General features: G+C 73.0%; 27 protein-coding genes and 1 other RNA gene. 17 read left to right on the top strand and 11 right to left on the bottom strand.

What is annotated here, in order from left to right:
• Positions 1–277 precede the first annotated feature (277 nt).
• The 3 genes from rpsD to murI all read right to left on the bottom strand — a co-directional run bounded on the left by rpsD (position 278) and on the right by murI (position 2,820).
• A complete protein-coding gene (gene rpsD, locus EOE48_RS07215; protein WP_127728117.1) occupies positions 278–895 on the bottom strand; it encodes a 30S ribosomal protein S4 in 618 nt (205 codons plus the stop codon).
• 184 nt (positions 896–1,079) lie between these two features.
• Positions 1,080–1,931, bottom strand: coding sequence for an alpha/beta hydrolase (locus tag EOE48_RS07210; protein ID WP_246154019.1), 852 nt, complete (start codon positions 1,929–1,931; stop codon positions 1,080–1,082).
• A gap of 13 nt (positions 1,932–1,944) precedes the next feature.
• Positions 1,945–2,820, bottom strand: a complete 876-nt coding sequence (gene murI / locus EOE48_RS07205; protein ID WP_127728116.1) for a glutamate racemase — start codon at positions 2,818–2,820, stop codon at positions 1,945–1,947.
• Positions 2,821–3,038: 218 nt separating this feature from the next.
• Here murI and egtB point away from each other — a divergent pair, with 218 nt between their 5' ends.
• The 3 genes from egtB to EOE48_RS07190 all read left to right on the top strand — a co-directional run bounded on the left by egtB (position 3,039) and on the right by EOE48_RS07190 (position 6,224).
• Entirely contained in the window at positions 3,039–4,301 is a 1,263-nt protein-coding gene (gene egtB, locus EOE48_RS07200) for an ergothioneine biosynthesis protein EgtB (RefSeq protein ID WP_127728115.1), read from the top strand.
• Positions 4,302–4,372: 71 nt separating this feature from the next.
• Complete coding sequence (gene egtD, locus EOE48_RS07195) at positions 4,373–5,356, top strand: L-histidine N(alpha)-methyltransferase (protein ID WP_246154017.1); 984 nt, start codon at positions 4,373–4,375, stop codon at positions 5,354–5,356.
• A gap of 148 nt (positions 5,357–5,504) precedes the next feature.
• Positions 5,505–6,224, top strand: a complete 720-nt coding sequence (locus EOE48_RS07190; RefSeq protein WP_187371336.1) for a J domain-containing protein — start codon at positions 5,505–5,507, stop codon at positions 6,222–6,224.
• A gap of 110 nt (positions 6,225–6,334) precedes the next feature.
• Here the strand turns inward: EOE48_RS07190 and EOE48_RS07185 are convergent, their stop codons facing one another.
• On the bottom strand, positions 6,335–7,846 hold the full coding sequence (locus tag EOE48_RS07185) for a D-alanyl-D-alanine carboxypeptidase (protein ID WP_127728113.1): 1,512 nt from the start codon (positions 7,844–7,846) through the stop codon (positions 6,335–6,337).
• Between the two features lie 307 nt (positions 7,847–8,153).
• On the opposite strand from EOE48_RS07185, the gene EOE48_RS07180 reads away from it, so the two are divergent.
• The 5 genes from EOE48_RS07180 (at position 8,154) to EOE48_RS07160 (ending at position 12,311) form a co-directional block, all read left to right on the top strand.
• Positions 8,154–8,492: a phasin family protein gene (locus EOE48_RS07180; RefSeq protein ID WP_127728112.1), complete on the top strand. Its 339-nt coding sequence runs from the start codon at positions 8,154–8,156 to the stop codon at positions 8,490–8,492.
• Between the two features lie 183 nt (positions 8,493–8,675).
• Entirely contained in the window at positions 8,676–9,131 is a 456-nt protein-coding gene (locus tag EOE48_RS07175) for a MarR family winged helix-turn-helix transcriptional regulator (RefSeq protein ID WP_127728111.1), read from the top strand.
• A complete protein-coding gene (locus EOE48_RS07170) occupies positions 9,128–11,170 on the top strand; it encodes an FUSC family protein (protein ID WP_127728110.1) in 2,043 nt (680 codons plus the stop codon). Before EOE48_RS07175 ends, EOE48_RS07170 begins: the two co-directional genes overlap by 4 nt.
• Positions 11,167–11,376: a DUF1656 domain-containing protein gene (locus tag EOE48_RS07165; RefSeq protein ID WP_127728109.1), complete on the top strand. Its 210-nt coding sequence runs from the start codon at positions 11,167–11,169 to the stop codon at positions 11,374–11,376. The genes EOE48_RS07170 and EOE48_RS07165 overlap by 4 nt, the downstream gene beginning before the upstream one ends.
• Positions 11,373–12,311, top strand: a complete 939-nt coding sequence (locus EOE48_RS07160) for an efflux RND transporter periplasmic adaptor subunit (protein ID WP_127728108.1) — start codon at positions 11,373–11,375, stop codon at positions 12,309–12,311. Before EOE48_RS07165 ends, EOE48_RS07160 begins: the two co-directional genes overlap by 4 nt.
• A 7-nt stretch (positions 12,312–12,318) precedes the next feature.
• On the opposite strand, the gene EOE48_RS07155 is transcribed toward EOE48_RS07160, so the two are convergent.
• Together EOE48_RS07155 and EOE48_RS30180 are read right to left on the bottom strand one after the other, a co-directional pair.
• Entirely contained in the window at positions 12,319–12,534 is a 216-nt protein-coding gene (locus tag EOE48_RS07155) for a hypothetical protein (protein ID WP_127728107.1), read from the bottom strand.
• Positions 12,535–12,601: 67 nt separating this feature from the next.
• Positions 12,602–13,399 (bottom strand): cold-shock protein, encoded by a 798-nt coding sequence (locus EOE48_RS30180; protein ID WP_127728106.1) that lies wholly within the window; start codon positions 13,397–13,399, stop codon positions 12,602–12,604.
• Between the two features lie 294 nt (positions 13,400–13,693).
• Here EOE48_RS30180 and EOE48_RS07145 point away from each other — a divergent pair, with 294 nt between their 5' ends.
• Genes EOE48_RS07145 through EOE48_RS07135 form a run of 3 tightly spaced genes read left to right on the top strand, consistent with a single transcriptional unit; the run spans position 13,694 to position 16,802 of the window.
• Positions 13,694–14,410 carry a nitroreductase gene (locus EOE48_RS07145; RefSeq protein WP_127728105.1) on the top strand — a complete coding sequence of 239 codons (717 nt, stop codon included), beginning with the start codon at positions 13,694–13,696 and terminating at the stop codon, positions 14,408–14,410.
• Between the two features lie 46 nt (positions 14,411–14,456).
• On the top strand, positions 14,457–15,893 hold the full coding sequence (locus tag EOE48_RS07140; protein WP_127728104.1) for a protein adenylyltransferase SelO: 1,437 nt from the start codon (positions 14,457–14,459) through the stop codon (positions 15,891–15,893).
• Positions 15,894–15,941: 48 nt separating this feature from the next.
• The gene (locus EOE48_RS07135; RefSeq protein ID WP_127728103.1) at positions 15,942–16,802 is read left to right on the top strand and encodes an MBL fold metallo-hydrolase; all 861 of its coding nucleotides are present in this window, start codon (positions 15,942–15,944) and stop codon (positions 16,800–16,802) included.
• Positions 16,803–17,033: 231 nt separating this feature from the next.
• Here the strand turns inward: EOE48_RS07135 and EOE48_RS07130 are convergent, their stop codons facing one another.
• Both EOE48_RS07130 and EOE48_RS07125 read right to left on the bottom strand, forming a co-directional pair.
• Complete coding sequence (locus EOE48_RS07130) at positions 17,034–17,828, bottom strand: thymidylate synthase (protein ID WP_127728102.1); 795 nt, start codon at positions 17,826–17,828, stop codon at positions 17,034–17,036.
• 286 nt (positions 17,829–18,114) lie between these two features.
• Positions 18,115–18,885, bottom strand: a complete 771-nt coding sequence (locus EOE48_RS07125) for a CPBP family intramembrane glutamic endopeptidase (RefSeq protein ID WP_246154016.1) — start codon at positions 18,883–18,885, stop codon at positions 18,115–18,117.
• Between EOE48_RS07125 and ssrA the strand changes: the two genes are divergently transcribed.
• Positions 18,877–19,241, top strand: a transfer-messenger RNA (tmRNA) gene (gene ssrA / locus EOE48_RS07120). The genes EOE48_RS07125 and ssrA overlap by 9 nt on opposite strands.
• Positions 19,242–19,285: 44 nt before the next feature.
• Positions 19,286–19,894, top strand: coding sequence for an SspB family protein (locus tag EOE48_RS07115; protein WP_127728100.1), 609 nt, complete (start codon positions 19,286–19,288; stop codon positions 19,892–19,894).
• A gap of 18 nt (positions 19,895–19,912) precedes the next feature.
• Here EOE48_RS07115 and EOE48_RS07110 read toward each other — a convergent pair whose 3' ends face one another.
• Entirely contained in the window at positions 19,913–21,316 is a 1,404-nt protein-coding gene (locus EOE48_RS07110; RefSeq protein ID WP_127728099.1) for a cytochrome P450, read from the bottom strand.
• 101 nt (positions 21,317–21,417) lie between these two features.
• On the opposite strand from EOE48_RS07110, the gene fumC reads away from it, so the two are divergent.
• The 3 genes from fumC to EOE48_RS07095 all read left to right on the top strand — a co-directional run bounded on the left by fumC (position 21,418) and on the right by EOE48_RS07095 (position 23,412).
• Positions 21,418–22,827 carry a class II fumarate hydratase gene (gene fumC, locus EOE48_RS07105; protein WP_127728098.1) on the top strand — a complete coding sequence of 470 codons (1,410 nt, stop codon included), beginning with the start codon at positions 21,418–21,420 and terminating at the stop codon, positions 22,825–22,827.
• A 103-nt stretch (positions 22,828–22,930) separates the two neighbouring features.
• Complete coding sequence (locus EOE48_RS07100; protein ID WP_127728097.1) at positions 22,931–23,125, top strand: DUF4169 family protein; 195 nt, start codon at positions 22,931–22,933, stop codon at positions 23,123–23,125.
• Positions 23,122–23,412, top strand: coding sequence for a ribbon-helix-helix domain-containing protein (locus EOE48_RS07095; protein WP_127728096.1), 291 nt, complete (start codon positions 23,122–23,124; stop codon positions 23,410–23,412). The genes EOE48_RS07100 and EOE48_RS07095 overlap by 4 nt, the downstream gene beginning before the upstream one ends.
• A gap of 431 nt (positions 23,413–23,843) precedes the next feature.
• On the opposite strand, the gene ygfZ is transcribed toward EOE48_RS07095, so the two are convergent.
• Positions 23,844–24,671 (bottom strand): CAF17-like 4Fe-4S cluster assembly/insertion protein YgfZ, encoded by an 828-nt coding sequence (gene ygfZ / locus EOE48_RS07090; RefSeq protein WP_127728095.1) that lies wholly within the window; start codon positions 24,669–24,671, stop codon positions 23,844–23,846.
• Between the two features lie 97 nt (positions 24,672–24,768).
• On the opposite strand from ygfZ, the gene EOE48_RS07085 reads away from it, so the two are divergent.
• A complete protein-coding gene (locus EOE48_RS07085) occupies positions 24,769–26,121 on the top strand; it encodes a dihydroorotase (protein ID WP_127728094.1) in 1,353 nt (450 codons plus the stop codon).
• A gap of 9 nt (positions 26,122–26,130) precedes the next feature.
• On the opposite strand, the gene EOE48_RS07080 is transcribed toward EOE48_RS07085, so the two are convergent.
• Entirely contained in the window at positions 26,131–26,547 is a 417-nt protein-coding gene (locus EOE48_RS07080; protein WP_127728093.1) for a hypothetical protein, read from the bottom strand.
• Positions 26,548–26,589 lie beyond the last annotated feature (42 nt).

Below are 26,589 nucleotides of genomic sequence, written 5' to 3'. Positions count from 1 at the left end.
GGGTCCCTCGCTGCCGCGAACCGGCAGCGTAGCACGCCGCGCGCCGGTGCCGAGCCTAATCTATAGGCCCGGGGGGGCGTTCGCCAGTCGGGGGAGGGCTGCGGCCCGGAGCAGCGGGGCGGGGCTTGCAAAACACGCGGGGCCGCCCAGGGGACGGCCCTCGGAGGACGTGCAGGATCGTCCACGGTGGTCGGCCCCCGCAAACGCGAAAAGCCGCCCACGGGGGGCGGCTTCTCGGCGAGGCGGGCGGAGGAAATCCGCCCGCGCCCGGGATCGGTCAGCGCGAGTAGAACTCGATGACGAGGTTCGGCTCCATGTGGACCGGGTAGGGCACCTCGGACAGGCCCGGCACGCGGGTCATGCGCGCGGTCATCTTGCCGTGGTCGACCTCGATGTAGTCCGGCACGTCGCGCTCGGCGAGCTGCGAGGCGACGACGACGACCTCGAGCTGGCGGGACGCCTCCTTGACCTCGATCACGTCGCCGGCCTTCACGAGGTAGCTCGGGATGTTGACCCGCTGCCCGTTGACCTTGATGTGGCCGTGGTTGACGAACTGGCGCGCCGCGAACGGGGTCGCGACGAACTTCGAGCGGTAGACCACCGCGTCGAGACGGCGCTCGAGCAGGCCGATCAGGTTCTCGCCCGAATCGCCGCGCAGGCGGATCGCCTCGGCGTAGTAGCGGCGGAACTGCTTCTCGGTGATGTTGGCGTAGTAGCCCTTGAGCTTCTGCTTGGCGCGCAGCTGCGTGCCGAAGTCGGACATCTTGCCCTTGCGGCGCTGGCCGTGCTGGCCCGGGCCGTACTCGCGGCGGTTCACGGGGCTCTTCGGGCGGCCCCAGATGTTCTGGCCCATGCGGCGATCGAGCTTGTGCTTCGCCTGAACGCGTTTCGACATCGCGTGTCCTCGAATGTCAGTGGTGAGGAACGCGCCCTCCTGCTCCCCGTCCGGGGCGACAGGGCTGCCGTGACCGGCGGCCCGCGGGTGCGCTGAAAAAGCCGCGGGGCCCCGAAGGACCCCGCAAGCCCGGTGCTGCTACGGGCAACCGCCCGGGAAGTCAAGGCTTCGTCAGCCGGCCAACTCAGCCGGCCTTGCAGCCCGGCGGCATCGCGGCGCGAAACAGCGCCTCGGCCGGGCCGTCCTCCCGGCCGAGCAGACTGACGTGGTCGCCCTCGACGACGATGAACCGCGTTCCGTTCGGAGCCGCCCGGGCCAACCTCTCCCCTTGCGAGAGCGGAACCACCGGATCGGCGCCGCCGTGCACGATCACGATCGGGCCGGCGACACCGGCGATGCGCAGGTCGGAGCGCCAGGGATCGCGCAGCAGGAAGGCCGGAATCGCCGGGAAGCGCAGGCGCGCCATCGCTGTCATCGAGGCGAACGGGGCCTCAAGGTAGAGGCCGAGATGCGGCCGCTCGGCCGCCACCGCCACCGCGACCGCCGTGCCGAGGGAGTGGCCGTGCAGCAGCACCGGGGCGCCCGGGACGCGCCGCTCGACCTCCGCCACCGCGGCGAGCCCGTCGGCGATCAGCCCGGCCTCGCTCGGCCGCCCCGTCGAGCCGGGATAGCCCCGGTAGGCGACCGCGAGCAGGCCCCAGCCGTGGCGTTGCCACGGATCGCGCACGAAGCGGGCCGCCGGCCTCTCCGGCTGCGAGGCGTTGCCGTGGAAGCTGACGACCACGCCGCAGCCCGGGGCGGGCGGGCGCCACAGGGCGCGCAGGGTCTCGCCGTCCGCCGTCCCGAGCCGGATCTCCGCCACCTCCGCCGGCCGCTCGCGCGATCCCTTCACGAGGCCGCGCGAGCCCGGGTAGATCAGGTCGCGCTGCACGGACCACAGCACGCCCGCGACGGTCGCGTAGACCAGCAGAGCCGCCAGGACCGCGCCCAGGGCGAGCCGCCGCAGCCAGCGCCCCGGCTTCGGGAAGTGTCGCACGGCAGGCGGGACGCTACTGCCGCGGCAGCGGCATGAAGCCGGTGGTGACGCGGCCGAGGCCGCGATCCGCCAGGGCGGCGCGCAGGGCCTCGCCGATCGGTCGCTCGCCGGTGAACACCGCCTCCGCGGCGGGCGTCTCGTCGAGGTGGCGCGGCTGCGCCGCCGGGCCGAGGAGCTGCGCCATCCGCCGCGCCACCGCCGGGGCCGGGTCGATCCAGGTCACCGGCCACGGCGCGAGGCGCTCGAAGCGGCGCAGCAGCAGCGGATAATGGGTGCAGCCGAGCACCACCACGTCGGTGCGATCCGCACCGTCCGCGACGAAGCACGGCGCGATCTCCCGCCACAGGTCGTCGTCCGGGACCGGCGCGCCGGCGAGCTCGGCCTCGGCGAGGCCGGCGAGCCGCGTCGCCCCGACCAGCGTCACCGCGCAGGTGCCGGCATAGGCGGCGATCAGCTCGCGGGTGTAGTCGCGCCGCACCGTGCCGGGCGTGGCGAGCACGCTGATCCGGCCGGAGCGCGTCGCGGCGGCGGCCGGCTTGATCGCCGGCACCGTGCCGACGAAGGGCAGCGCGAAGCGCGCCCGCAGGGCCGGCAGCACCAGGGTCGTCGCGGTGTTGCAGGCGATCACCACCACGTCGGGCGCGTGGGCGGCGACGAGCCGCTCCATCACCGCGACCACCCGGGCAACCAGCGCCTCCTCGGACAGGTCGCCGTACGGGAAGGCGGCGTCGTCGGCGGCGTAGATCACGCGGGCGTCGGGCCGGGCGCGGCGCAGCTCGGCATGGACCGTCAGGCCGCCGAGCCCGGAATCGAACACCAGCACGACGGGCGCCCGCAGCACCGGACCCGGCAGCGCCGAGAGGGTGCCCGCCATCAGATCGAACCGCATCGCCATGGATCTCGGAAACCGTACCGGGGAATGCCGGAAACTCTCCGGCGGCTTCGTTAAGGCTTGGTCACTGCGGCCGGAAAAAGGCCGCGCCTGACGCAGCGCAGCGGGGAAAGGCGGGGGGAGGATCGTCTCCGCGTCCGGTCGCGGGTGGACGATCCTTCCGCGCACTACAGATAAGGCGGTCAGCTTGTCCGCCGCCAACAAGGAGACACGGCATGGCTGCGACCGCGACCGTCACGACCCAGACGCGCGCGCCGGCATTCCCGCCGCCCCCGGTATCGGCCCGGCCCGTCGACCGCGAGGCGTGGATCGCCGCCTTCCGGCACGTCCGCGACGAGACCGAGCGCCGCGCCGCGCCGCTCTCGCCCGAGGACCAGCAGATCCAGTCGATGGCCGACGCGAGCCCGACCAAGTGGCACCGGGCGCACACGACGTGGTTCTTCGAGCAGTTCCTGCTCGGGCCCCACGTCCCCGGCTACCGGCCGTTCGACGAGCGCTTCGCCTACCTGTTCAATTCCTACTACGTGCAGGCCGGCCCGCGGGCGCCGCGCATCAGCCGCGGCCTCGTCACCCGCCCGACCTGCGACGAGGTGGCGGCGTTCCGCGCCCATGTCGACGCGGCGGTGTGCCGGCTGATCGGGACCGCCCCCGAGGCGGCGCTGCCGGACCTCGTCGCGGTGGTGGAGATCGGCCTGCACCACGAGCAGCAGCACCAGGAACTGATGCTCACCGACATCCTGCACGCCTTCGCCCAGAACCCGCTCGCGCCGGCCTACGATCCGGCATGGCGCTTCCCGGTCCCGGCGGCGGCCGAGGGCAGCGTGCGGCTGGAGCGGGGCATCCGCCGGGTCGGTCACGAGGGCGACGGCTTCAGCTTCGACAACGAATCGCCCCGGCACGAGGCGCTGATCCCCAGCGTCTCGGTCGACCGCGCCCTCGTCACCAACGGCGACTGGCTCGAATTCATGCAGGATGGCGGCTACGGCCGCGCCGACCTGTGGCTCTCCGACGGCTTCGTCGCCGCCCAGGCCGAGGGCTGGGAGGCCCCGGGCTACTGGCGCCGTCGCGACGGGGTGTGGTCGAGCATGACGCTCGCCGGGATGCAGCCGGTCGACCCGACCCTGCCGGTCACCCATGTCAGCTACTACGAGGCCGACGCCTATGCCCGCTGGGCCGGCCGCGACCTGCCGACCGAGGCCGAGTGGGAGACCGCCGAGCGCGAGGCCGGGCTCGACGGCGCCTTCGGCCACGTCTGGCAATGGACCCGCAGCGCCTACGGCGCCTATCCGGGCTACCGGCCGCTGCCCGGGGCGCTGGGCGAGTACAACGGCAAGTTCATGGTCAGCCAGTTCGTGCTGCGCGGCTCGTCGGTGGCGACGCCGGCCGGCCACAGCCGGGCGACCTACCGCAACTTCTTCTACCCGCACCAGCGCTGGCAGTTCACCGGCGTCAGACTATCTCAGGTGCAGTCCGCCTGATCCGCGGGCAGTCCTGCCTTGACCCTATGCAAGGCGGCGGGCTGTCCCGGCCGCCGACCCCGGAGTCCGCCGTGAACGCTGCCACGCCCCATCTCGCCCCCGCGCCGGCCCAGGGCCCCGCCGCGACCGCCTTCGCCCAGGACGTGCTCGCGGGCCTCGCGGCGCCGCGCAAGACTCTGTCGGCCAAGTACTTCTACGACAGCGCCGGATCGGCGCTGTTCGAGGAGATCACGCGGCTGCCGGAATATTATCCGACGCGGACCGAGTTCGCGATCCTGGAGCGGCACGGCGCCGAGATCGCCGCGCTGCTGGCGCCCGGCGGCGCTCTGGTGGAGTTCGGCAGCGGCTCGACTGAGAAGGTCCGCCGCCTGCTGCCGCACCTGCCCGGCCTCGGCGCCTACGTGCCGGTCGACGTCTCGGAGGAGTTCCTGCGCAGCGAGGCCGAGGATCTCGGCCGCGACTTCCCGCACCTGCGCATCGAGCCGGCGGCGGCCGACTTCACCCGGCCCTTCGCCCTGCCGGACGACCTGCCGGAGGCCCGGATGGGCTTCTTCCCAGGCTCGACCATCGGCAATTTCGAGCCCGAGACCGCCGCGACCCTGCTCGGCCACTTCGCCCGCACCCTCGGGGCCGGCGCCAGCCTGGTCGTCGGCGTCGACCTCGTGAAGGACAAGGCGGTGCTCGACGCCGCCTACGACGACGCGGCCGGGGTGACGGCGGCGTTCAACCTCAACCTGCTGCGCCGGATCAACCGCGAGATCGGGGCCGATTTCGACCTCGACGCCTTCGCCCACCGCGCCTTCTTCAACGAGAATCTGGCGCGGATCGAGATGCACCTCGTCAGCCGCCGCGATCAGGTCGTGACGGTGGCGAACGTCCCGTTCGCCTTCCGCGAGGGCGAGACCATCCACACCGAGAACAGCTACAAGTACACGATCCCGGGCTTCCGGGCGCTTGCCGCCCGCGCCGGCTGGGAGGGCAGGGCGGTGTGGACCGATCCGGACGGGCTGTTCTCGGTCCACGCCCTGACCACTACGACGATCCGGCGGCACTGAGCATCCGGGTCCCGGGGAGCCCGGCCCGCGGGCCCGCTCCCCCGGGATCCGGCGCGGCTTGCGCGCCACGGTCGCGGCCCGGCGCCTCGACGGCCGGCGGCTCCCGGGCGACAAGGGGCCCGGTTCTGGTCCTTCCGCGGTCCCCTGAATGATTCCCCTCGGTCTCGGCGCCCTGGTCCTGGTCGGTTTGTGGTGGCTCGGCCGCCAGAACGCGCCGCCCTCGCGGGCGCTGCTGGTGAAGCACGCGCGCCGCGCCGGCGGCTGGCTCGCCCTCGCGGTGGCGGCGGTGATGCTGCTGCGCGGTCGCCTCGACATGGCGACGGTGCTCGGCTTCGTCGGGGCGTGGCTGCTCGGCACCCACAGGCCGACGCTGCCGTTCGGCCTCGACGCCCTGCTGCCCGGAGGTCCGCCGGCGGGGGCGGCGCGGCTGCGCTCGGCGATGATCGAGATGGAGATCGACCCGCGCTCGGGTGCCCTGCGCGGCACGGTGCTGGCCGGCCGCCTCGCCGGGCGCGCCCTCGACGACCTGCCCCCCGCCGCCCTGTCCGAGCTGCTGGCGACCTGCCGCGCCGGCGACCCGGAGGGCGCCCGCTTCCTAGAGGCGTATCTGGACCGCCGGATGCCCGGATGGCGTGAACACGCTGAGGGCCACCCGGACCCGCGGGCGGGCGCCGCGCCGCAGCCAGGGTCGATGACGGAGGAGGAGGCCTATCAGGTCCTGGGGCTTGAGCGCGGGGCGCCCGTCGACGACGTGCGACGGGCTCACCGGACGCTCATGAAGCGGCTTCATCCGGACCAGGGCGGGTCGGGGTACCTCGCGGCGCGCGTCAACGCGGCCAAGGACCGTCTGCTCAACCGACATCGCTGATACTCCACGCGCGTGTCGACGGGGTGATGAGGGCGTGACCGGACCGCCGGCGTTCCGGTTCGCGGAAGCCGGCGGACGCGGCCCGAACGGGGCCGCGGCGGGATCGCAGGTCAGCTACGGGTGGCGAAGCAGGTGAAGCCGCTGCGCTTGAGCGCCCGGCAGGCCTCCTGGGCGCTCTCGGACTCGGCAAAGCCCGAGAAGCGGGCGCGGTACAGGGTGGTGCCGCCGTGCGAAACCTTCTCGGTGAACGGCGCCGCCTTCGACAGGGAGCTGCCGCCGCGGCTGCGGGCCTCGGCGAGCATCGACTTCGCCTTGGCCTCGTCGTCCATCGCGCCGAGCTGGATCACCCACGGCGTCACGCTGACCGCCTTGACGCTCGCGGCCGGCGCCTCGGTCCGGGCGGGGGAGGGGGCGCGCATCTCGCCGGGCTCGGAGGCCGGCAGGCGCGAGGCGTACTTGGCGCCGGGGGGCGGGGCCGGGAACGCGGCCGGCGCCTGGGCGGGCGCGTAGGCCTGGGCCGCCCCGGGCACCGCGCCGCCCTGCGGGCCGCTGCGCCACCGGGCGGCGCCCGGGGTGGTGGTCGAGGCGGATTGGCGCGACGGCATCAGCTCGAGGGGCTGTCCGGTCGAGGCGGTGGTGGCGACCGCGTCGTCGTCGTCGGCCGAGGCGACCATCGTGCGGGTCGCCACCGGCCGCTCGGCCACCACGGCGGGGCGGGCCCGCTCGGCCACCTCGACCACGGCGGGGGTCGTGCGGGAGCCCGCATAGGCCCGCGGCAGGTTGCTCTGGACCAGCTTGGCCATGATCGCGTCGCGGCTCGCCCCCGACTTGCCGCCGAGCACGATCGCGACGATGTGGCGGTCGGCGGTCCGGGCCGAGGTCATCAGGTTGAAGCCGGAATCGCGGGTGTAGCCGGTCTTGATGCCGTCGACGCCCTCGACCCGCCCGAGCAGGTTGTTGTGGTTGCCGATCACCCGGCCGCGGAAGGCGAAGGAGCGGGTCTGGAAGAACCGGTAGTAGCGCGGGAAGCGGTCCTGGATCGCCTGCGCCAGGATGGTGAGGTCGCGGGCGGTGGTGATCTGGTCGGAATCCGGCAGGCCCGAGGCGTTGGCGTAGTGCGTGCGGCTCATGCCGAGGGCGTGGGCCTTGCGGGTCATCATCTCGGCGAAGGCGGCCTCGGAGCCGGCGATGTTCTCGCCGATCGCGCAGGCGACGTCGTTGGCCGACTTGGTCACCAGCGCCTTGATCGCCTCCTCGGCGGTGATGGTCGAGCCTGGGCGCAGGCCGAGCTTCGAGGGCGCCTGCCGGGAGGCGTTGGCCGAGATCTCCAGCGGCGTGTCGAGACTCATCTTGCCGCGCTCGATCTGCTCGAACAGCAGGTAGAGCGTCATCACCTTGGTGATCGAGGCCGGATGGCGCAGGGCGTCCTCGTTGACCGCGTGCAGCACGCGGCCGGACTTCACGTCCACCACCATCGCGGCGTAGGGCGGGTTATAGCCGCCCCCGCCGCCATGCGCCCGCCGGCGCGCCTCGGCCGGGGTCGAGGCCAGGGCGGTGGCCAGGACGGCCACCGCGAACGCGGCCGGGATCGCACCTCCAGAAACGCCGCGAACGCAACCCATCACGCACCAATCCCACTCGCGAGATCCGCCCTGCGACGCGGTCGTTCCGGAGCCGGCCGCAGGGCCGCCGCTGGCGTCCGGCCAGGGGGCCCGACGCGGCGGCATCACTGTCAATCAGGCTAGGCAGGCTCGGTTACGCCCGGGTTAATAGGAACAATTGTCTGCATTGTGCGACGCACAAAACGCCCCTTGACGCCCTTTGTGCAGTGCACATATCAGGGTTACCGGGAGACGCGATGCGTGGGCGGCTCCGGACCCGTTGTCTGCCACGCGAGGAGGGGCGGCGCCGCGCGCGCCGGATCGTCGAATGAACCAGCAGATCGAGAACGCCCAGAAGGTCGGCAAGGAAGGCATGGACGCCATGCTGCGCAGCTTCGGCACGCTGTCGAAGTCGAGCCAGGCGATCGCGGTCGAGGCGGCCGATTTCGCCAAGCAGTCGTTCGAGCTCGGCACCGCCACCCTCGAGAAGCTCGCCGGCGTGCGCTCGCTCGACAAGGCCGTCGAGATCCAGACCGAATACGTCAAGACCTCGTTCGAGCGTCTCGCCGCCCAGTCGGCCAAGATGACCGAGCTCTACACCGCCCTCGCCAAGGACCTGGTGAAGCCCTACGAGGGCCTGGTCCAGAAGGTCCCCACCGCCGCGTGACGGCGCCGGGCCGGCGCCCGCGCCGGCCCCAGATCCCGAGACGACCCAGAGGCGCGGCCGGTCGGTCCGCGCCTTTCTCCGTCGCGGCCCTGCGCCCGGTGCCGGGGCGGTCCGAGATCTTCGCAGCCTCATTGTTTGGATCCTATCGGTTAGACTGCCCCGCAACGCCGACGGGAGCACGCGATGACGACGGACAGGGCCCGCCTGGAACAGGCCTATACCGGGGCCCTGCTGCAGGCCGGCCGGCACTGGCGGCGGCTCGCTGATGCCGGAATGCGGATCCACGGCGTGTCGGACGCCACCGCGCTGCCGCTGGTGACGATCGGCCGGCTCGACGGCGAGCCGCGGCAGAGCGCCGTCGCCGAGGCGGTGGGGATCGAGGGGCCGAGCCTCGTGCGGCTGCTCGACCAGCTCGAAGCCGCCGGCCTCGTGACGCGGCGCGAGGATCCCGCCGACCGCCGCGCCAAGGTGCTGAGCCTGACCGCCGAGGGCCGCGCGGCGGTGGCGCGTATCGAGGGCGAACTCGTGCGATTGCGCCGGAGCGTGTTCGCCGGGGTGAGCCGGGCCGACCTCGAAGCGGGCCTGCGCGTTCTCCAGGCGGTGCAGCGAGGTGCGTCGGGCCAGGGAGCGGCGTCATGACGGGATCCGCCTGGCGCGACTGGGCCTTCGCCCTCAAAACCTTCGCGGCGGCGATGCTCGCCTTCGGGATCGCCCTGTGGATCGACCTGCCGCGGCCGTACTGGGCGGTCGGCACCGTCTACATCACCAGCCAAGCGCTCGCCGGGGCGACGCGCTCGAAGGCGGTCTACCGGGTCGGCGGCACGCTCGTCGGGGCGGCGGTGGCGGTGGTGCTGGTGCCCAACCTCGTCGATGCGCCCGAGCTGCTCTCGCTCGCCATCGCCCTGTGGGTCGGCGCCTGCCTGTACTTCGCGCTCCTCGACCGCACCCCGGGCAGCTACCTGCCGATGCTCGCAGGCTACACCGCGGCGCTGGTCGGCTTCCCGTCGGTCTCGGAGCCCGGCGCGATCTTCGACACCGCGGTGTCGCGGGCGGAAGAGATCACGCTGGGCATCCTCTGCGCCAGCCTCGTCTCGACGGTCGTCCTGCCGCAATCGGTGCGGCCGGTGATCGCCACCCGGCTCGACGGCTGGAGCCGCGAGGCCCGGGCCTGGGCCGCCGAGGGCCTCGGCCGGTTCCGGGGCCGCCGCGACGGGCGCCGGGTCGCCCGGCTGCGGCTCGCCGCCGACGCGGTCGCCCTCGACGCCCTGGCGACGCCCCTGCGCTACGAACGCCCGGGCGACGCGCGCCCGGTCGCCGCGATGGCGGTGCTGCGCCAGCACATGCTGATGGTGCTGCCGATCGTCGGCGGCGTCGCCGACCGGGTCGGGGTGCTGGAGGCGGCAGGGGCGCTGCCGCGCCCGGTCCGCGACCTGCTGGACCGGGTGGCGGAGTGGCTCGCCGCCGGCACCACCGATCCGGCCGCCGCCGAGCGGCTGCGCGGCGAGGTGCAGGCGCTCGATGCGGGGCTCGGCCCGCGGCCGGACTGGAACGCCCTCGTCCTCGCCAGCCTGCTCGGGCGGCTGCGCGACTTCATCGATCTCAGCCAGGACATCCGGGTGCTGCGCGCCCATCTCACGGCCGGGGTGCCGCCGAGCGGGCCGCTGCGCTTCCGCTACACCGCCAAGTCGCGCCGCATCCGCCACGCCGATCACGGCATGGCGCTGCTGTCGAGCGTCGGCACGGTGGTGGCGATCCTGCTCACCTGCGCGATCTGGATCGCGACCGGCTGGAGCGACGGTTCGGCCGCGCCGATGATGGCCGCCGTGACCTGCTGCATGTTCGCCGCCCTCGACGACCCGGCGCCGCAGATCCTCGGCTTCGCCAACTCGGCCCTGCTCGGGGCGGCGGCGTCCGGCCTCTACCTGTTCGCGATCCTGCCGCAGGCGACGACGTTCGAGATGGTGGTGCTGGCGCTGGCGCCGGCCCTGATCCCGTGCGGCTACTTCATGACCCGGCCGCGGACCGCGCCCCTCGCCCTCGGGGCGGCGGTGAACGGCTCGACCATGCTGGCGCTCCAGAACGGCTATCGCGGCGACTTCGAGTCGTTCGCCAACTCGACCCTGGCGATCGTCATCGGCATGTGGACCGCCGCGGCGGTGATCCGGCTGATGCGCTCGGTCGGCGCCGCCTGGAGCGCCCGGCGCCTGCACCGGACCAACCGACGCAGCCTCGCCGAGGCGGCGAGCCGGCTCGGCGGCCAGGACGGCCTGCGCCTCGCGGCGCTGATGCTCGACAGGGTCGGGCTGATCGCGCCGCGGCTCGCCGCACTGCCGCCGGAGGACGCGGCCTGGACCGCCGGCCTCCTCGGCGAGGTCCGGGCCGGCATCAACGTGGTCGAGCTGCGCCGCGCCCGCCGCGCCCTGCCGGAGGAGGCCAGGACCCGCGTCGAGCGCCTGCTCGCCGCCCTCGCCGGGCATTTCCGCACCGACGCGCCCCACGCCCCGCCGGCGATCCTCGCACTCCTCGACGACAGCCTCGACGTCGCCGGCCGCGTCCCGCGGCACCCGGAGGCCGAGCGCACGCTGCTCGCCCTGGTCGGCCTGCGCCGCGGACTTTTTCCGGACGCGCCGGCCTATCGCCCGGCCGGGGCCGGCACCCTCGGAGGACTCGCCGCGTGACCGGCCAGATCGACCTCTACGGCGTCTTCGTCCCGGCGCTTCTCGCCTGGGCGCTCGCCGCCCTCGTCCTCGTCGTCCCGCTGCGCGTCGTGCTCGCGCGGGCCGGCTTCTACCGCCTCGTCTGGCACCGCCCGCTGTTCGACCTCGCGCTCTACGTCGTCGTGCTCGGCCTCGTCGTCCATCTCGCCCCCCGGTTCGTGTCATGACCTCGCTCCTCACCAGCCTCATCCGCGTCGTCGTCACCCTGGCGATGGTCGCCGCCGCCCTCGTCGTCGGCGTCGGCCTGTGGGACTACTACCTCGAAGCCCCCTGGACCCGGGACGGGCGGGTGCGCGCCGACGTGGTGGCGGTGGCGCCCGACGTCTCGGGCCTCGTCACCGAGGTGAAGGTCGGCGACAACCAGCCGGTGCGCCGGGGCGACGTTCTGTTCCGCATCGACCCGGAGCGATTCAGCCTCGCTCTGCGGCAGGCCGAGGCGACGGTCGCCGGCAAGAAGGCGGCGGCCGAGCAGATGGCGGCCGATTACGAGCGCTACTCCAAGCTGAGCGAGAACGCGGTCTCGCAGCAGCGGGTCGAGGCGGCACGGGCGGCGAGCCTGGAGGCGCAGGCCGCCTACGATCAGGCGACCGCCGACCGCGACGTCGCCCGGCTCAACCTCGCCCGTTCCGAGGTCAAGGCGTCGGTCAACGGCCGCATCACCAACATGGACCTGCGGCCGGGGGCCTACGTGACGGTCGGGCGCGGCGTGATGGCGCTCATCGACGACGACACCCTACGGGTCGAGGGCTATTTCGAGGAGACCAAGCTGCCGCGCATCCGCGTCGGCGATCCGGTGACGGTGCGGCTGATGGGCGAGGCGGGCACGCTGTCGGGCCGGGTCGAGAGCATCGCCGGCGGCATCGAGGACCGCGACCGCAGTGCGGGGTCGAGCCTGCTCGCCAACGTCAACCCGACCTTCTCGTGGGTGCGGCTCGCCCAGCGCGTCCCGGTCCGCATCGCCCTCGACGCGCTGCCGGACGGCGTGCGGCTGATCGCCGGCCGGACCGCGACGGTGTCGGTCGAGGCGAAGGGGGAGGGGGCCTCGCCGCGGCTGCTGAAGATGTGGGAGGGCGTGGCCGAGCGGGTCGCGCCGGCCCGGTGAGGAATGGTCAGCGCGCCGGCCGGTCGCGGGGCGCACGCATCCCAGGATTCGCCCCGGCGGCCCGGGCCGCGCTCGGCGGCAGCGCGGACGGCGCGTGCGGGGTGGAGGTGCCGAAGGCCGGGGGCTCGTCCTTCGCCGGGCCGCGGCCCCAGCCGGCGTTGACGCCGGCATAGAAGCCGGTGAAGTCCTCGGCCGCCGCCGGGCCTGCGAGCAGGCCGGACATGAGAAGAGCGGCGGCCAGGGGCCACCGCTCCACGTAATTCAAGTGCGGGACGAACCGCACGGGACGATCACTCGTCGACGTTGATGCTCTGGGCCTCGCGGCCCTTCTGGCCTTCGACGACGGCCATGGTGACCGCCTGACCCTCGGCGAGGGAATCGAGGCCGGCGCGGGCGAGGGCCGAACGGTGGATGAACACGTCCTTGCCGCCGTCCTTGACCGAGACGAAGCCGAAGCCCTTGGCGGGATCGTACCACTTCACGGTGCCGGTCATCTCGGTGGACGGGCCCGACGCCGAGCGTCCGCCGCCACCGAAGCCGCCACCGCCGCCGCCGCCGAAGCCGCCACGGTCGCCGAAGCCACCGGCGCGCGGCGGGCGCGGCTCGCGGCGCGCGGGCGCCTCGGCCGTGCTGGTGTCGACGCTGGTGATGTTCGTGACCTGCGGGCCCTTCTGGCCCTGGGCGGTCTGGACCGTCAGCCGGGTGCCCGGCATCAGGTCGTCGTGGCCGGCGGCCTCGACCGCGCGGATGTGGAGGAAGGCGTCACCCGAGCCGTCGCCGAGTTCGACGAAGCCGAAGCCCTTCTCCTTGTTGAACCACTTGACCGTCGCGTCGCGCTCCGGTCCGGAGGGGGCGACGCTGGGACGGGCCGGGCCGCCGCGGCCGAAACCGCCGCCACCGCCGCCGCCGAAGCCACCACCGCCGAAGCCGCCGCCTCCGCCGCCGTAGCTACCGCCGCCGCCACCACCGTAACCGCCGCCGCCGTAGCCACCGCCGCTCGGGGGGGCCTGGTCCGGCCACCGCGGCTCACCACCACCCTCGTCGAAGCCGCGACGGCGCGGCTCCCTGAAATCACGACCACGTCCCATTAGAAGCTCGCAAAAACGTAACCCGCCGACCAAACCTTCGCGCCGCCGTGCCCGTCTGTGTGACGGCGAAGCGGCAACGCGTCTCCATTCCCGGTTGCGGTGACCAAGACGACAGCCACAGTCCTGACGCAACTCAGACCGTACCGCAAGGCGGATCTGCCTGACATGGGGCCGACGACGCCACTTTCTCACGTTCCGGAGCGGATTGACAGACTGATTTGTCGGAGGCAGCGCGGATCTCCGCCGTGATCCCACCTTTTTTCCGACTCGGAATCCATCGCGCAGGAGCCTGTGATGCCCGATGAAACAGCGGCGGCGGTCGATGCCGCCATCCGGAGCCGGCGGGCGGTGCGGGCGTTCCGGCCCGATCCCGTCCCGGCCGCGACCGTGACGACGCTCCTCGATCTCGCCGCCCAGGCGCCGAGCGGCAGCAACATGCAGCCGTGGCGGGCCTACGCGCTCGCCGGGGCGGTCCGCGACCGGGTCTGCGAAGCGGTGGTCGCCGCCTACCTCGCCGGGGAGGAGGGCGAGGCGGCCCAGCCATATTATCCCGACACGTTCTTCGAGCCCTATCGCGGCCGGCGCCGGGCCGTCGGCCTCGGGCTCTACGGCCTGCTCGGCCTCGGGCGCGACGACAAGGCCGGGATGCAGGCCCAGCACGCCCGCAACTTCCGCTTCTTCGACGCGCCGGTCGGGCTGATCTTCACCATCGACCGCCGGCTGGCGGTGGGGAGCTGGCTCGATTACGGCGGCTTCCTCCAGACCCTGATGCTCGCGGCCCGCGCCCGCGGCCTCGATACCTGCGCCCAGGCGGCCTTCGCGCCCTACCACGCAGTGCTGCGCCGCCATCTGCCGATCGGCGCCGACGAGCACGTGGTCTGCGGCATGGCGCTCGGCTACGCCGACGCATCCGCCCCGGAGAACCGCCTCGTGCCGGAGCGGGCCGGACCGGACGAGTTCGCCACCCTGCTCGGCTTCCCCGGCCCCGGCCGGCCGGACCCCGACCGGTGATCCGGGCGTTCCCGATTCCGTGACACGCGTTCCGTCCGAGGTGCCGATGCCGGCTGACAGCTTCCGCCCGTCCCGTCGCCATGCCGAACTCGGGCCGGACTTCTACGATCCGGTCGAGGCGGCCCGCTTCCCGCAGGCGGTCCTGCGCCACCGCAACCAGCCCTGGGCCGAACGGGTCGGCCTCGGCGGGCTCTCCGACGACGCCTGGATCGCGCATTTCGGCCGGTTCGCACCGCTGCCCGGCAGCCTGGAGCAGCCGCTGGCCCTGCGCTACCACGGCCACCAGTTCCGGCACTACAACCCCGATCTCGGCGACGGCCGCGGCTTCCTGTTCGCGCAACTCCACGACCTGCGCGACGGCCGCCTGCTCGACCTCGGCACCAAGGGCAGCGGCCGCACGCCGTGGTCGCGCAGCGGCGACGGCCGCCTGACCCTCAAGGGCGGGGTGCGCGAAGTGCTGGCCACCGCGATGCTGGAGGCGCTCGGCGTCGACACCTCGAAGTCGTTCAGCCTGATCGAGACCGGCGAGCAGCTCGAGCGCCACGACGAGCCGTCGCCGACCCGGGCCGCGGTGCTGGTGCGGCTCAGCCACTCGCACATCCGCATCGGCAGCTTCCAGCGCCTCGCCTACCGCGAGGAGACCGACCAGATCCGCCGGCTGCTCGACCACGCGATCCGCACCTACCTGCCCGACCTGTGGCACGAGGACGAGGCCGCGCGCGCCGCCGGATTCCTGGCCGAGGTCGGGCGCCGCGTCGCCCGCACCGGGGCGAACTGGATGGCGGCGGGCTTCGTCCACGGGGTGCTCAACACCGACAACATCAACATCACGGGCGAGAGCTTCGATTACGGGCCGTGGCGGTTCGCGCCGGTCGCCGACCTCGCCTTCACGGCGGCCTATTTCGACGAGCACGGCCTCTACGCCTTCGGCCGCCAGCCCGAGGCCCTGGCCTGGAACGTCGCCCGCCTCGCCGAGTGCCTGCTGCCGCTCTGCTCCAAGGAGCGGCTGGAGGAGGCGCTGGCCGGCTTCGGTCCGGCCCTCCAGGCGGCCTTCGCCGAGGCGGTCCTGCGCCGCCTCGGCCTCGCGCCGACCGGCGACGAGGGCGAGATGCACGCCCTGGCCGGAGCCTTCTGGGCCTTCCTCACCCGCACCCGCGCGCCGTTCGAGCAGGCGTTCTTCGACTGGTACGGCGGCCGGGCGAGCGAGACGCGGGCGGCCCGCAGCCCGATCGCCGAGCATTATGCCGGCGAGGACTTCGCCCGCGTCCACGCCGCCCTGGTTCCGTTCGCGCCCGTCCCCGGCGCCCGGCTCGACCATCCGTACTTCGCGCGCGAGCGACCCTGCACGATGCTGATCGACGAGGTCGAGGCCCTGTGGGCGCCGATCGCGGCCTCCGACGACTGGTCGGCGCTCCACGCCAAGCTCGCGGCCATCGCCGAGATGGCGGAGGCCTACGGCACCGCCCCGGCATCGACGGGCTGAGGCGCGGGCCTATATCGGCGGATCTCCAACGACGGCGAGGACGCGCCCGTGCCCGGTTACCTGCCCTTCGCGGGCGCCCTCGATCTGCCCGGCTTCGTCTGCGACAATTGCGGCTTCTGGCAGCGCCACTTCGCGGCCCCGCCGTCCTGCCCGCTCTGCCTCGACGCCCGCCACGTCGTGCCGCAGGACGGCTGGCGCTTCCGCACCGTGGCCGAGGCGCAGGCCGCCTTCCCGTGCCACTGGGCCGAGGTCGAGCCCGGGGTGTGGCGGTTCTGGAACGACCCCGTCTCGGGCATCGGCCCGAGCGCCTACGTGATCGTCACGCCCGAGGGCAACATGGGGTTCGAGGGCTGCCCGGTCTTCAGCGAGGCGGCGCTCGACCACATCGCGGCCCTCGGCGGGCTGAAGGTGATCTCGGCCTCGCACCCGCACAGCTACGGCGCCCTGGCGCAGCTCCAGGACCGCTTCGATCCCGAACTCGCCCTGCCGGCGGCCGACTTCACCTGGAGCGCCGCGCTCCAGGTGTCGTGGCCCTACGACGACGACCTCGAGCCGCTGCCCGGCCTGAGCCTGATCCGCACCGCCGGCCATTTCGACGGTCACGCGGTGCTGTACGACCGCGCCCGCCGGATCGTGTTCTGCGGCGACGCCCTGAAGTTCGAGCTCGACCCCGCCGACCCGCGCCGGGCGCTGACCATCTCGGCCCACAAGGCGTTCGTGCGCGGCGTGCCGCTGACCCCGGCGGAGCTGCGGCGCTACCGCGAGGTCTTCGCCGCCCTCGACTTCGACCAGACCTGGACCCCGTTCGAGCAGGCGGCGAATGCCGGCCGGCGCGAGGTGCTGGCGCTGATCGACGCGATGCTGGCGCGGCGCCCGCATGCGTATCCGGTGAGGCTGGAGGATCTGTGATACGATTTTCGGACGATCAGTTCCGAAAATCGTATCATCAGCCCGCGCGGTGGAGCCGGAGGCTCCACACGCTTGAGCGAAGCCGAAATCCGCATCGCGAAGCAATCCCGGAGGGATCGCCGAGCGATCAATCGGATTTCGTATGATCGGGGACGGAGCCACCCGGCTCGGGCGCCCAGGCCGTCGCGGCGCAGGGCGGATCGGGCGGGGCCGGTCCGCGCAGGAGCCGAGCTACACCGCGACCGGCGCCCGGATCGCCGGGTGCGGATCGTAGCCCTCGATCGCGACGTCGTCGTAGCGAAACTCGAACAGCGAGCGCACCTCCGGGTTGAGCCGCAGTCGGGGCAGGGGGCGCAGGTCGCGGCCGAGCTGCTCGCGGGCCTGGGTGAGGTGGTTCACGTAGAGGTGGGCGTCGCCGAGGGTGTGGACGAAGTCGCCGGGCCGGAGCCCGGTCGCCTGCGCCATCATCGCCGTCAGGAGCGCGTAGCTCGCGATGTTGAACGGCACGCCGAGAAAGACGTCGGCGGAGCGCTGGTAGAGCTGGCACGACAGCCGCCCGTCCGCGACGTAGAACTGGAACAGGCAATGGCAGGGCGCCAGCGCCATCCGGTCGAGATCGGCGGGGTTCCAGGCCGACACGACGAGGCGGCGGGAATCGGGGTTGCGGCGGATCTCGTCGAGCACCCAGGCGATCTGGTCGACGCTGCCGCCGTCCGGCTTGGCCCAGGAGCGCCACTGCTTGCCGTAGACCGGGCCGAGGTCGCCGCGCTCGTCGGCCCACTCGTCCCAGATCGTGACGCCGTTCGACTGGAGATACGCGACGTTGGTGTCGCCGGCGAGGAACCACAGCAGCTCGTGGATGATCGAGCGCAGGTGCAGCCGCTTGGTGGTCACCAGGGGGAAGCCCTCGGCGAGGTCGAAGCGCATCTGGTGCCCGAAGACCGACAGCGTGCCGGTGCCGGTGCGGTCGTGCTTCTCGACCCCGTGGTTCAGGATCCGCTGGAGGAGGTCGTGGTAGGGGCGCATCGCTGTCCTCCGGAGCCCGAGAACCTAGCCGATCCGGGCCCGCCCGGGCACCTCTCCTGACGGGTTGTCCAGGGCAATCGGGTGAACCCGATTGCCCTGGGTTTCCTGCTTGGCCTCAGTCGCCGGCGGCCGCCTCCGCGACCTTGGCTTCGCTCCGCTCTGCGTCCGGGAGGACAGTCGTCCTCCTGGACCCGCTGCGCGGGGCGCTCTTCGCGCCCGCCGGATCGACAATCGGGTTTCACCCAATTGCCCTGACGGGTTGTCCGCCGAAACGTGCCGCGATGGTTCACGGCCGGGCGTGCCACAGCATCACCGCGACGACGGCGCCGTTGCTCGCCGCGTGCAGCAGGATCGCGGCCCACAGGCTGGCGCACCACAGCCGCACCGCGCCGAGCACGAGGCCGAGCGGCAGTACCGAGAGCGGCTGCGCCCAGCCGCGCTCGGCGTGGCTCAACGCGAACAGCCCGGCCGCGAGGACGACCGTGGCGGCCGGCCCGAGCAGGCCGCGGGCGCGGGCGAACAGGTCGCCGCGAAACAGCATCTCCTCCGCCACCGGCGCCAACACCACGAGCCAGACGATCCAGGCCGCCAGGGTGGCGCCGGCGAACGGCGGCAGCTGCCAGGCCCGCGACAGCGGCACCCCGGAGGCGGCCGCCAGCATCGCCGTCCACCCGATCTGGAGCGGCGGCCACAGCGCGAGCGCGAGCGCGAGGCGGCCGGGCGAGCGCGGGACGACGAGGCCGAGCGCCCGCGCCCAGCCGCCGCCATGGCGGACACGGGCGCGCCACGCCACCAGCCCGACGAGGATCGGCAGCGGCACCATCGCGAGGGCCAGGGCGGACGGCCCGGAGCCGCCGGGCCCGAACGCCGCCGGCCGCAGCCCGAGCAGCACCAGCAGCCGCTCGGACCCGGCGACCGCCGCGAGGCCGAGAAGGCCCGCCGCGACGAGGAAGACGGGCGCGCGCAGCACCAGGACGACCAGCCGCAGGCCCGGCCGCCGTGGCCGGCCCGCCGCATCCGCCGGATCCGGCGCGGAATGGCGATCGATGGGCTTCAAAACCGCCGCGAGTGCCCCTATATTGCGAGTGCCGGTCGCAAGGCCGGCTATGGCGATAAACGTTCTTCGGAATAAACCTATCGGACCCGGGGGCGGTACCCGGCGCCTCCACCCGAACCCGAACCGGTCCACACGGGCCGGGTTCCGGCGGGGGCGAAATAGGATCGACGAGGGCGTAAAGGTTGGACTTTCGCTCGGCATGGTTCCGCCGTTATCGGGCCTTTGCAATAGTTGCCAACGACAACTTTGCTCCGGTGGCGGTGGCCGCGTAAGCGGTCCCCAAGACCAAACGAAGTCCTGGCGGGTAGCACCGCATAGGCGGGGTTCGGAGGCACCTGGCAACAGAAGCCTCCACTCAATTTTTCCGAACGGCCTCGCGGCACCAGGCAAGCGACTGTTGATGGCAGACGATCTGATTCGCTACGATCTCCTGGTGCAGGACGCACTCCGCAGCGTGGTGCGCAAGGTGATCGGCGACGCCGCCCGCGACGGCCTGATGGGCGAGCACCATTTCTACGTCTCGTTCCGCACCGACTACCCGGGCGTGCGCATCTCGCAGCGCCTGCGGGAAAAGTACCCGCAGGACATGACGATCGTGCTCCAGCACCAGTTCTGGGACCTCGGCGTCACCGAGCACACCTTCGAGGTCGGGCTGTCGTTCTCCGGCGTACCCGAGCGGCTGCTGGTCCCGTTCGAGGCGGTGACCGGGTTCTTCGACCCCTCGGTCCAGTTCGGCCTCAAGTTCGAGCTCAACGACGGCACCGGCGGCGAGGAGGCCGCGGCCCCGGCCGCCGGCGCCGCGCCGACCCTGCGGGCGATCCGCGGCGCCGGCTCCGAGCCGGCCGAGGCAGCGCCGAAGGTGCCGGCCATCGCCGCGAGCGTGCCGAAGCTCCCCGCGACCACCCCCGAGAAGCCGGCTGCCGCCGAGGCCGAGACCCCCGAGGCCGACGCGCCGGCCGAGGGCGGCGCCTCCGTCGTCAGCCTCGACGCCTTCCGCAAGAAGAACTAACGGGGCGCTCCGCGCGGCTCACCGCCGCGCCGTCACCCGCATCCTCAGGCTCTCCGCCGGGCGCAGCGTGACCCGGTGCAGCGGCGTCACCGGTGCCGCGCCGGCCGGGCGCTCCAGGCGCACCGCCCGCAGCAGGTGGCCGAGCACCACGGTCGCCTCCATCACGGAAAAGCTCTGGCCGATGCAGACCCGCGGACCGGCGCCGAACGGCAGGTAGGCGAAGCGGTCGATCCGCCCGCGGGCCCCCGGCAGGAACCGCTCGGGCAGGAACGCATCCGGCTCGTCCCACAGCGTCCGGTGGCGGTGCAGCACGTAGGGCGCCACCGTGACGAGCGAGCCGCGCGGGATCTTGATGCGGCCGATGCGATCCTCCTCCAGCGCCTGCCGGCTCATGAACGGCACCGGCGGAAACAGCCGCATCGCCTCTTCGAGGCAGGCCCGGGTCCAGGGCAGGGCGTCGGCCTGCGGCGCGTCGGAGGCCGCGAAGGCCGCGTCGATCTCGTCCTCGACCGCCGCGCGGGCGGTCTCGTCCTGCGACAGGCAGTAGAGCGTCCAGGTCAGGGCGTTGGCGGTGGTCTCGTGCCCGGCGCCGATGAAGGTGACGATGTTCGCCTTGACCTCGAGGTCCGACAGGCCGCGGCCGGTCTCGGGATCCTGCGCCTTCAGCAGCAGCGACAGCAGGTCGTGCGGCGCCTCGCCCCGCGCCAGCACGTCCCGGCGGCGCTCGATCAGCTCGTCCACCACCTCGGCGAAGAAGCGCAGCGCCGGGCGGGCGCGCAGGCGGCCGATCCGCGGCAGCCAGTCGGGCATGCCGAACACGTCGAGCGGGTCGATGGGGCCGAGCGCCTCGAAGTAGCGGGTGATCGCCCGCCCGAGGGCGTCGGGGTCGCGCGGCAGGCCGTGGGTGAAGATCGTGCGCTCCAGCACGTCGAGGGTGACCCGCGTCATCTCGAGGGCGACGTCGATGGTCTGCCCGTCCCGGCGCGTCACCCGCCGGGCGAGGCGGGCGGCTGCGGCGCTCATCGGGGCGTGGAAGCCGGCGACGTGGCGCGGCGAGAAAATCGGCGCGAGGGTGCGGCGCTGCAGGCGCCACTCGTCGCCCTCGGCGGTGAGCAGGCCGTTGCCGAGGCCCGGCGCCAGCACCCGGCGCTGGAGGTCGTCCTTGCGGTAGTTGGCGGCGTTGTCGACGAGGATGCGGCGGATCGCCGACGGCTCGCTGACCACGGTGATCCGGCCGATCGCTCCTTCGCCGGCGACGATCGGCTGCTCGAAATGCTCGGCGAACCAGGTGGTGATCGGGTTCGCCCGCGCCGCCTTGAGGAAGGTGAACAGGTCCATCGGCTCGGTGCGCGGGCGCGGCACCACCGGGCGGAACAGGGGCCGCGACCGGGCGTCGGCCTCCACGGCGATGGTCTCGGGCATGCGCGAACCTCGAAGGCGTCTCAGGCGCGGGCGAATCGCGGTCGCGCCGCCGCCGCTCTTGGCTTAAGTAGGCGCCGTCCAGACCCGCCAAAGAGGCCATGATGTCGCCGACCGAGACCGCCACCCGCACCGAATCCGACACGTTCGGCCCGATCGAGGTCCCGGCGCACCGCTACTGGGGCGCGCAGACCCAGCGCTCGATCCAGAACTTCAAGATCGGCACCGAGCGCATGCCGGCGCCGCTCGTCCACGCCCTCGGCCTCGTCAAGCAGGCGGCCGCGCTGGTGAACAAGGATCTCGGCGTGCTCGACGTCAAGGTCGCGGACGCGGTCGCGGCTTCCGCCGCCGAGGTGGTCGAGGGCCGCCACGACGACGAGTTCCCGCTGGTCGTCTGGCAGACCGGCTCGGGCACCCAGTCGAACATGAACGCCAACGAGGTCATCGCCAGCCTCGCCAACGAGCGCCTCGGCGGCCAGCGCGGCGGCAAGTCGCCGGTCCACCCCAACGACCACGTCAACCGCGGCCAGTCCTCCAACGACACCTTCCCGACCGCGATGCACATCGCGGTGGCGCGCGAGATCAACGACCGGCTGATGCCGGCGCTGCACCACCTGCACGGCGCCCTCGACGCGAAGGCCAAGGCGTTCGCCGACATCGTCAAGATCGGCCGCACCCACCTCCAGGACGCCACCCCGGTCACCCTCGGCCAGGAATTCTCCGGCTACGCCGCGCAGGTCTCCCTCGGCGGCGCCCGGGTCGCCGCGACGCTGCCGGGCGTGCTGGCGCTGGCCCAGGGCGGCACCGCGGTCGGCACCGGCCTCAACGCCCATCCGGACTTCGCCGAAAAATTCGCCGCCAAGGTGGCGGAGCTGACCGGGCTGCCCTTCACCTCGGCCGACAACAAGTTCGAGGCGCTGGCGACTCACGACGCCCTGGTGTTCACGCAAGGGGCGCTGTCGGCGCTGGCGAGCGGCCTGTTCAAGATCGCCAACGACATCCGGCTGATGGGCTCGGGGCCGCGCTCGGGCCTCGGCGAGATCTCGCTGCCGGAGAACGAGCCCGGCTCCTCGATCATGCCCGGCAAGGTCAACCCGACCCAGGCCGAGGCGATGACGATGGTGTGCTGCCAGGTGATCGGCAACGGCACCGCCGTCTCGATGGCCGGCAGCCAGGGCCATTTCGAGCTGAACGTGTTCAAGCCGGTGATCGGCAACGCGGTGCTGCAATCGGTGCGGCTGCTCGCCGACGTGGCGGTGAGCTTCGCCGACAACTGCGTCGTCGGCATCAAGCCGAACACCGACCGCATCGCCGACCTGATGAGCCGCTCGCTGATGCTCGTCACCGCGCTCGCCCCGACCATCGGCTACGACAAGGCCGCCGAGATCGCCAAGACGGCGCACAAGAACGGCACCACCCTGAAGGACGAGGCCCTGCGGCTCGGCTACGTCACCGCCGAGCAGTTCGACGCGGTGGTGCGGCCCGAGGACATGCTGGCCCCGAGCGCCGAGTAGCGCAAACCTCTGGCGCCCGCGCGGATTTGCGGGCACCTTGATGTGTCTCGACCGGCGCGGCCGTGCAGGGTCCGCGCCGGCTTCCTGTGCGGAGGAGCGGCCGATGGCGGAGATCATCAATCTCAGGCAGGTGCGCAAGGCGCGCGAGAAGGCGGCCAAGGCCGAGGAGGCTGGCCGCAACCGCGCCGCCTTCGGCCGGCCCAAGACGGCCAGGACCCGGGCCGAGACCCAGAAGGCGCTGGAGCAGTCCCGTCATGAGGGCCACCGCCTGTCGAAGACCGATCCCGCCGAGGAATGAGCTCCGCGGCCGGCGGGCCGGAACCGGGAATCCTGAAGCGGTCGGTGATGATCGCCGGCCACCGCACCAGCGTGTCGCTGGAGGCGCCGTTCTGGGACGCCCTGCGCCACCTCGCCGCCGCCCGCGGCACCTCGATGCAGGCGCTGATCGGCGAGGTCGATGCCGGACGGGGCGGGCAGAACCTGTCCTCGGCGATCCGGGTGTTCGTGCTGCGGGCGGTGTGGGTGGAGGGAGCGCCGCCGGAGTTCGACGGGGCGGATCCGGCGGACATAGCACCGCCGTCCTGACCCTCCCCCCTCTGCGGGGGAGGGTGCCCCGCGGATGCGGGGCGGGAGAGGGGACGCTTCCTGAACAGTCGCGACCGCGGTGACGGGCACCACCTGAATCGGCGTCGCGTTCCCCTCTCGGCGGGAATGCGTCCCGCTCCGCTCGCTACCCTCCCCGCAGAGGGCAGGGCTGTCCGGGGAAAGAAGTGGCGCGCCTCCCCTCTCCCGAGTGGGAGAGGGGTCGGGGGTGAGGGTGGCTTGGGATCAGGATCGAATTACCAGTGTTGAGCTGCGCAACTCGACGCTTGCTTCTCTATTCTGACCCCGAGCCACCCTCACCCTACCCCTCTCCCACTCGGGAGAGGGGATCCCGCGCTTGATTTTGAAGGGATTTTTGCCCGGACAGCCGTGCGCAGAGGGGGGAGGGTTCAAGCGCGCCGGCCGTTCGATTCCTACCCCGGAAACCCAAAATTCGCATAGGCCGGCTTCTCCACCGCGACCGGCCGATGCTCGACCTCGACCGCCTCGCCGGCGGCAAGGGCGTCCGACAGCCGGTCGAGGCGCAGCAGCGCGAGGCCGCGGCTCCCGGCGGCGCTGCCGGTCTGGCCGAGGGTGCGCTGCCCGGCGGTGACCGGCGCGCCCGGTGCCGCCGCGACGCCGTCGCGGTAGGCGAGGCCGACGATCCGGGTGCGGGCGGTGCCGCGATGCTGCATCCGCGACACCACCTCCTGGCCGACGTAGCAGCCCTTGCGGAAATCGACCCCGCCGAGCTGGTCCATGCCGGCCTCGTGCGGGAAGGCGTCGCCCAGGGCGTAGTCGGCGCCGCTCTCGGGCACCGCCAGGGCGACGCGGTGGGCGTGATAGGCGGCCGCGGTCGCGTCGCCGGCCGGCGCCTCGGCGTCCGGCCGGTAGAGCCGCCAGCCGAGTTCGGGCAGGCGGCCGTCGCGCAGGGCGCCGTCAGGCGCCGGCGCATCCCAGCCGGCGAGGACGGCGAGCGGCGTCTCCGCCACCGTCACCTTCGCCCGCAGGCGGTACAGCGAGAGCCGCTTGACGAGATCGGCCGCGCGGTCGCGCGGCGCGTCGAGGCGGAAGCCGTCGCCGTCGCGGGAGACGAGGAAGTCGAACAGGATCTTGCCCTGCGGCGACAGCAGGGCACCGAGCCGGGCCTCGCCCTCGGGCAGCGACTCGACGTTGCAGGTCAGGAGACCCTGGAGAAAGCTCGTGGCGTCGGCGCCGGACACCGACACGACGGCACGGTCCGGCAGGGGGGCGAGGGGCATCGCGGCTCACATCCTTCCCCGGGGCCGCGCGCTTGAACCCCGGCGAGGGCTGACATAAGCCCGCACCGCCCCGCCCTCAATGCACCGGAGCCGCCCCATGGGCCAGAGCGTCACCAGCCAGAGCTTCGACCTGATCCTGCGCGGCGGCACCGTCGTCAACCAGGACGGCATCGGCGCCGCCGACATCGGCGTGCGCGACGGCCGCATCGCGGCGATCGGCGACCTGTCGCAGGCGAGCGCCGGAACGGAGCGGGATTGCCGCGGCCTGCACCTGCTGCCCGGCGTCATCGACAGCCAGGTCCATTTCCGCGAGCCCGGGCTCGACCACAAGGAGGACCTGGAGACCGGGTCGCGCGCCGCCGTGATGGGCGGGGTCACGACGGTGTTCGAGATGCCGAACACCAATCCCCAGACCACGACGCCGGAGGCGCTCGCCGACAAGGTCCGGCGCGGCCATCACCGGATGCATTGCGACTTCGCGTTCTGGGTCGGCGGCACCCACGAGAACGCCGCCGACGTCGCCGAACTCGAGCGCCTGCCGGGGGCGGCCGGGATCAAGGTGTTCATCGGCTCCTCGACCGGGTCGCTCCTCGTCGAGGACGATGCCGGCATCGCCGAGATCCTCAAGCGCATCCGCCGCCGCGCCGCCTTCCACGCCGAGGACGAGGCGATGCTGCGCGAGCGTAAACCGCTGCGGGTGCCGGGCGATCCGTCGTCGCATCCGGTCTGGCGCTCGCCGGAGGCTGCCCTCAAGGCGACGCAGCGCCTCGTGCGCATCGCCCGCGAGACCGGCGCGCGCATCCACGTCCTGCACATCTCGACCGCCGAGGAGATGCGCTTCCTCGCCGACCACAAGGACGTGGCGACGGCCGAGCTGACCCCGCACCATCTCACCCTCGACGGCGACGAGGCTTACGCGCGCCTCGGCACGCTGGTGCAGATGAACCCGCCGGTGCGCGACGCGGCCCACCGTGAGGCGCTGTGGTGGGGCCTTACCCAGGGCGTCGCCGACGTGCTCGGCTCCGACCACGCGCCGCACACCCTCGAGGAGAAGGCCAAGCCCTATCCCGATTCGCCCTCGGGCATGACCGGGGTGCAGACGCTGGTGCCGATCATGCTCGACCACGTCGCCGCCGGGCGCCTGTCGCTGGCGCGGTTCGTCGACCTGACCAGCGCCGGCCCCAAGCGCCTGTTCGGGCTCGCCCGCAAGGGCCGCCTCGCCGTCGGCTACGACGCCGACGTGACGGTGGTCGACCTCAAGCGCCGGGAGACGATCACCAACGGCTGGATCGCCTCGCGCTGCGGCTGGACCCCCTATGACGGCGTCGCCGTCACCGGCTGGCCGGTCGGCACCGTGGTGCGCGGCCACGCGGTGATGTGGGAGGGCAGCCTGGAGACCCCGTCCCGCGGCGAGGTGGCGAAGTTCGAGGAGGCGTTCCCGGCACGATAAGTGCGGCCCTCAGCCCGCCGCCGCCAGGGCGACCGGCTCGGGCTGGCGCGGCAGGGTGCGGCGGGCCGGCGGCTTGAGGCGCACGAGATCGCCGAGGCGGACCGCCTCGTCGGGTGCCGGGCCGCCGACCCGGGTGCCGAAGCCGAGGGCGAAGGACAGCGACAGGCGCTGGTCGGCGGCGATGCCGAAGGCGGCGAGGGCGGCCAGGAACGCCTCGCGGAAGCTGCGCACGCCGCACCACTCCTTCTCGGACAGGTGCAGCGGCCACTCCCAGTAGCCGTCCGGGCCGCGGGAAGCGAGGGCGTCGCGGGCGATGAAATAGCCGGTGGCGCGATGTTCGAGCCCGTCCGCCAGCACCGACCAGTCGCGGTTCTCGAAGAGCGCGGCGTCGTCCTGGCCGAAATCGTCCTGGCGGAGTGCGTCCATCGGGGCCTCGTCGCGTCCGTCCCGCACCCACGCGGTCCGGTC

It is taken from the genome of Methylobacterium oryzihabitans (assembly GCF_004004555.2).
Classification (GTDB): Bacteria; Pseudomonadota; Alphaproteobacteria; order Rhizobiales; family Beijerinckiaceae; genus Methylobacterium; species Methylobacterium oryzihabitans.
Note: the sequence above shows the minus strand (reverse complement) of the source record. Positions and strands in the feature narration are given on the sequence as shown.

Bases quoted from the DNA above. Each gene is read 5' to 3' on its own strand.
- rpsD (WP_127728117.1), bottom strand. From the start codon at position 895: ATGTCGAAACGCGTTCAGGCGAAGCACAAGCTCGATCGCCGCATGGGC.
- murI (WP_127728116.1), bottom strand. From the start codon at position 2,820: ATGCGGTTCGATCTGATGGCGGGCACCCTCTCGGCGCTGCCGGGTCCG.
- egtB (WP_127728115.1), top strand. From the start codon at position 3,039: ATGGCTGCGACCGCGACCGTCACGACCCAGACGCGCGCGCCGGCATTC.
- EOE48_RS07190 (WP_187371336.1), top strand. From the start codon at position 5,505: ATGATTCCCCTCGGTCTCGGCGCCCTGGTCCTGGTCGGTTTGTGGTGG.
- EOE48_RS07185 (WP_127728113.1), bottom strand. From the start codon at position 7,846: ATGGGTTGCGTTCGCGGCGTTTCTGGAGGTGCGATCCCGGCCGCGTTC.
- EOE48_RS07180 (WP_127728112.1), top strand. From the start codon at position 8,154: ATGAACCAGCAGATCGAGAACGCCCAGAAGGTCGGCAAGGAAGGCATG.
- EOE48_RS07175 (WP_127728111.1), top strand. From the start codon at position 8,676: ATGACGACGGACAGGGCCCGCCTGGAACAGGCCTATACCGGGGCCCTG.
- EOE48_RS07170 (WP_127728110.1), top strand. From the start codon at position 9,128: ATGACGGGATCCGCCTGGCGCGACTGGGCCTTCGCCCTCAAAACCTTC.
- EOE48_RS07160 (WP_127728108.1), top strand. From the start codon at position 11,373: ATGACCTCGCTCCTCACCAGCCTCATCCGCGTCGTCGTCACCCTGGCG.
- EOE48_RS07155 (WP_127728107.1), bottom strand. From the start codon at position 12,534: ATGTCCGGCCTGCTCGCAGGCCCGGCGGCGGCCGAGGACTTCACCGGC.
- EOE48_RS30180 (WP_127728106.1), bottom strand. From the start codon at position 13,399: ATGGGACGTGGTCGTGATTTCAGGGAGCCGCGCCGTCGCGGCTTCGAC.
- EOE48_RS07145 (WP_127728105.1), top strand. From the start codon at position 13,694: ATGCCCGATGAAACAGCGGCGGCGGTCGATGCCGCCATCCGGAGCCGG.
- EOE48_RS07140 (WP_127728104.1), top strand. From the start codon at position 14,457: ATGCCGGCTGACAGCTTCCGCCCGTCCCGTCGCCATGCCGAACTCGGG.
- EOE48_RS07130 (WP_127728102.1), bottom strand. From the start codon at position 17,828: ATGCGCCCCTACCACGACCTCCTCCAGCGGATCCTGAACCACGGGGTC.
- EOE48_RS07115 (WP_127728100.1), top strand. From the start codon at position 19,286: ATGGCAGACGATCTGATTCGCTACGATCTCCTGGTGCAGGACGCACTC.
- EOE48_RS07110 (WP_127728099.1), bottom strand. From the start codon at position 21,316: ATGCCCGAGACCATCGCCGTGGAGGCCGACGCCCGGTCGCGGCCCCTG.
- fumC (WP_127728098.1), top strand. From the start codon at position 21,418: ATGTCGCCGACCGAGACCGCCACCCGCACCGAATCCGACACGTTCGGC.
- EOE48_RS07100 (WP_127728097.1), top strand. From the start codon at position 22,931: ATGGCGGAGATCATCAATCTCAGGCAGGTGCGCAAGGCGCGCGAGAAG.
- EOE48_RS07095 (WP_127728096.1), top strand. From the start codon at position 23,122: ATGAGCTCCGCGGCCGGCGGGCCGGAACCGGGAATCCTGAAGCGGTCG.
- ygfZ (WP_127728095.1), bottom strand. From the start codon at position 24,671: ATGCCCCTCGCCCCCCTGCCGGACCGTGCCGTCGTGTCGGTGTCCGGC.
- EOE48_RS07085 (WP_127728094.1), top strand. From the start codon at position 24,769: ATGGGCCAGAGCGTCACCAGCCAGAGCTTCGACCTGATCCTGCGCGGC.
- EOE48_RS07080 (WP_127728093.1), bottom strand. From the start codon at position 26,547: ATGGACGCACTCCGCCAGGACGATTTCGGCCAGGACGACGCCGCGCTC.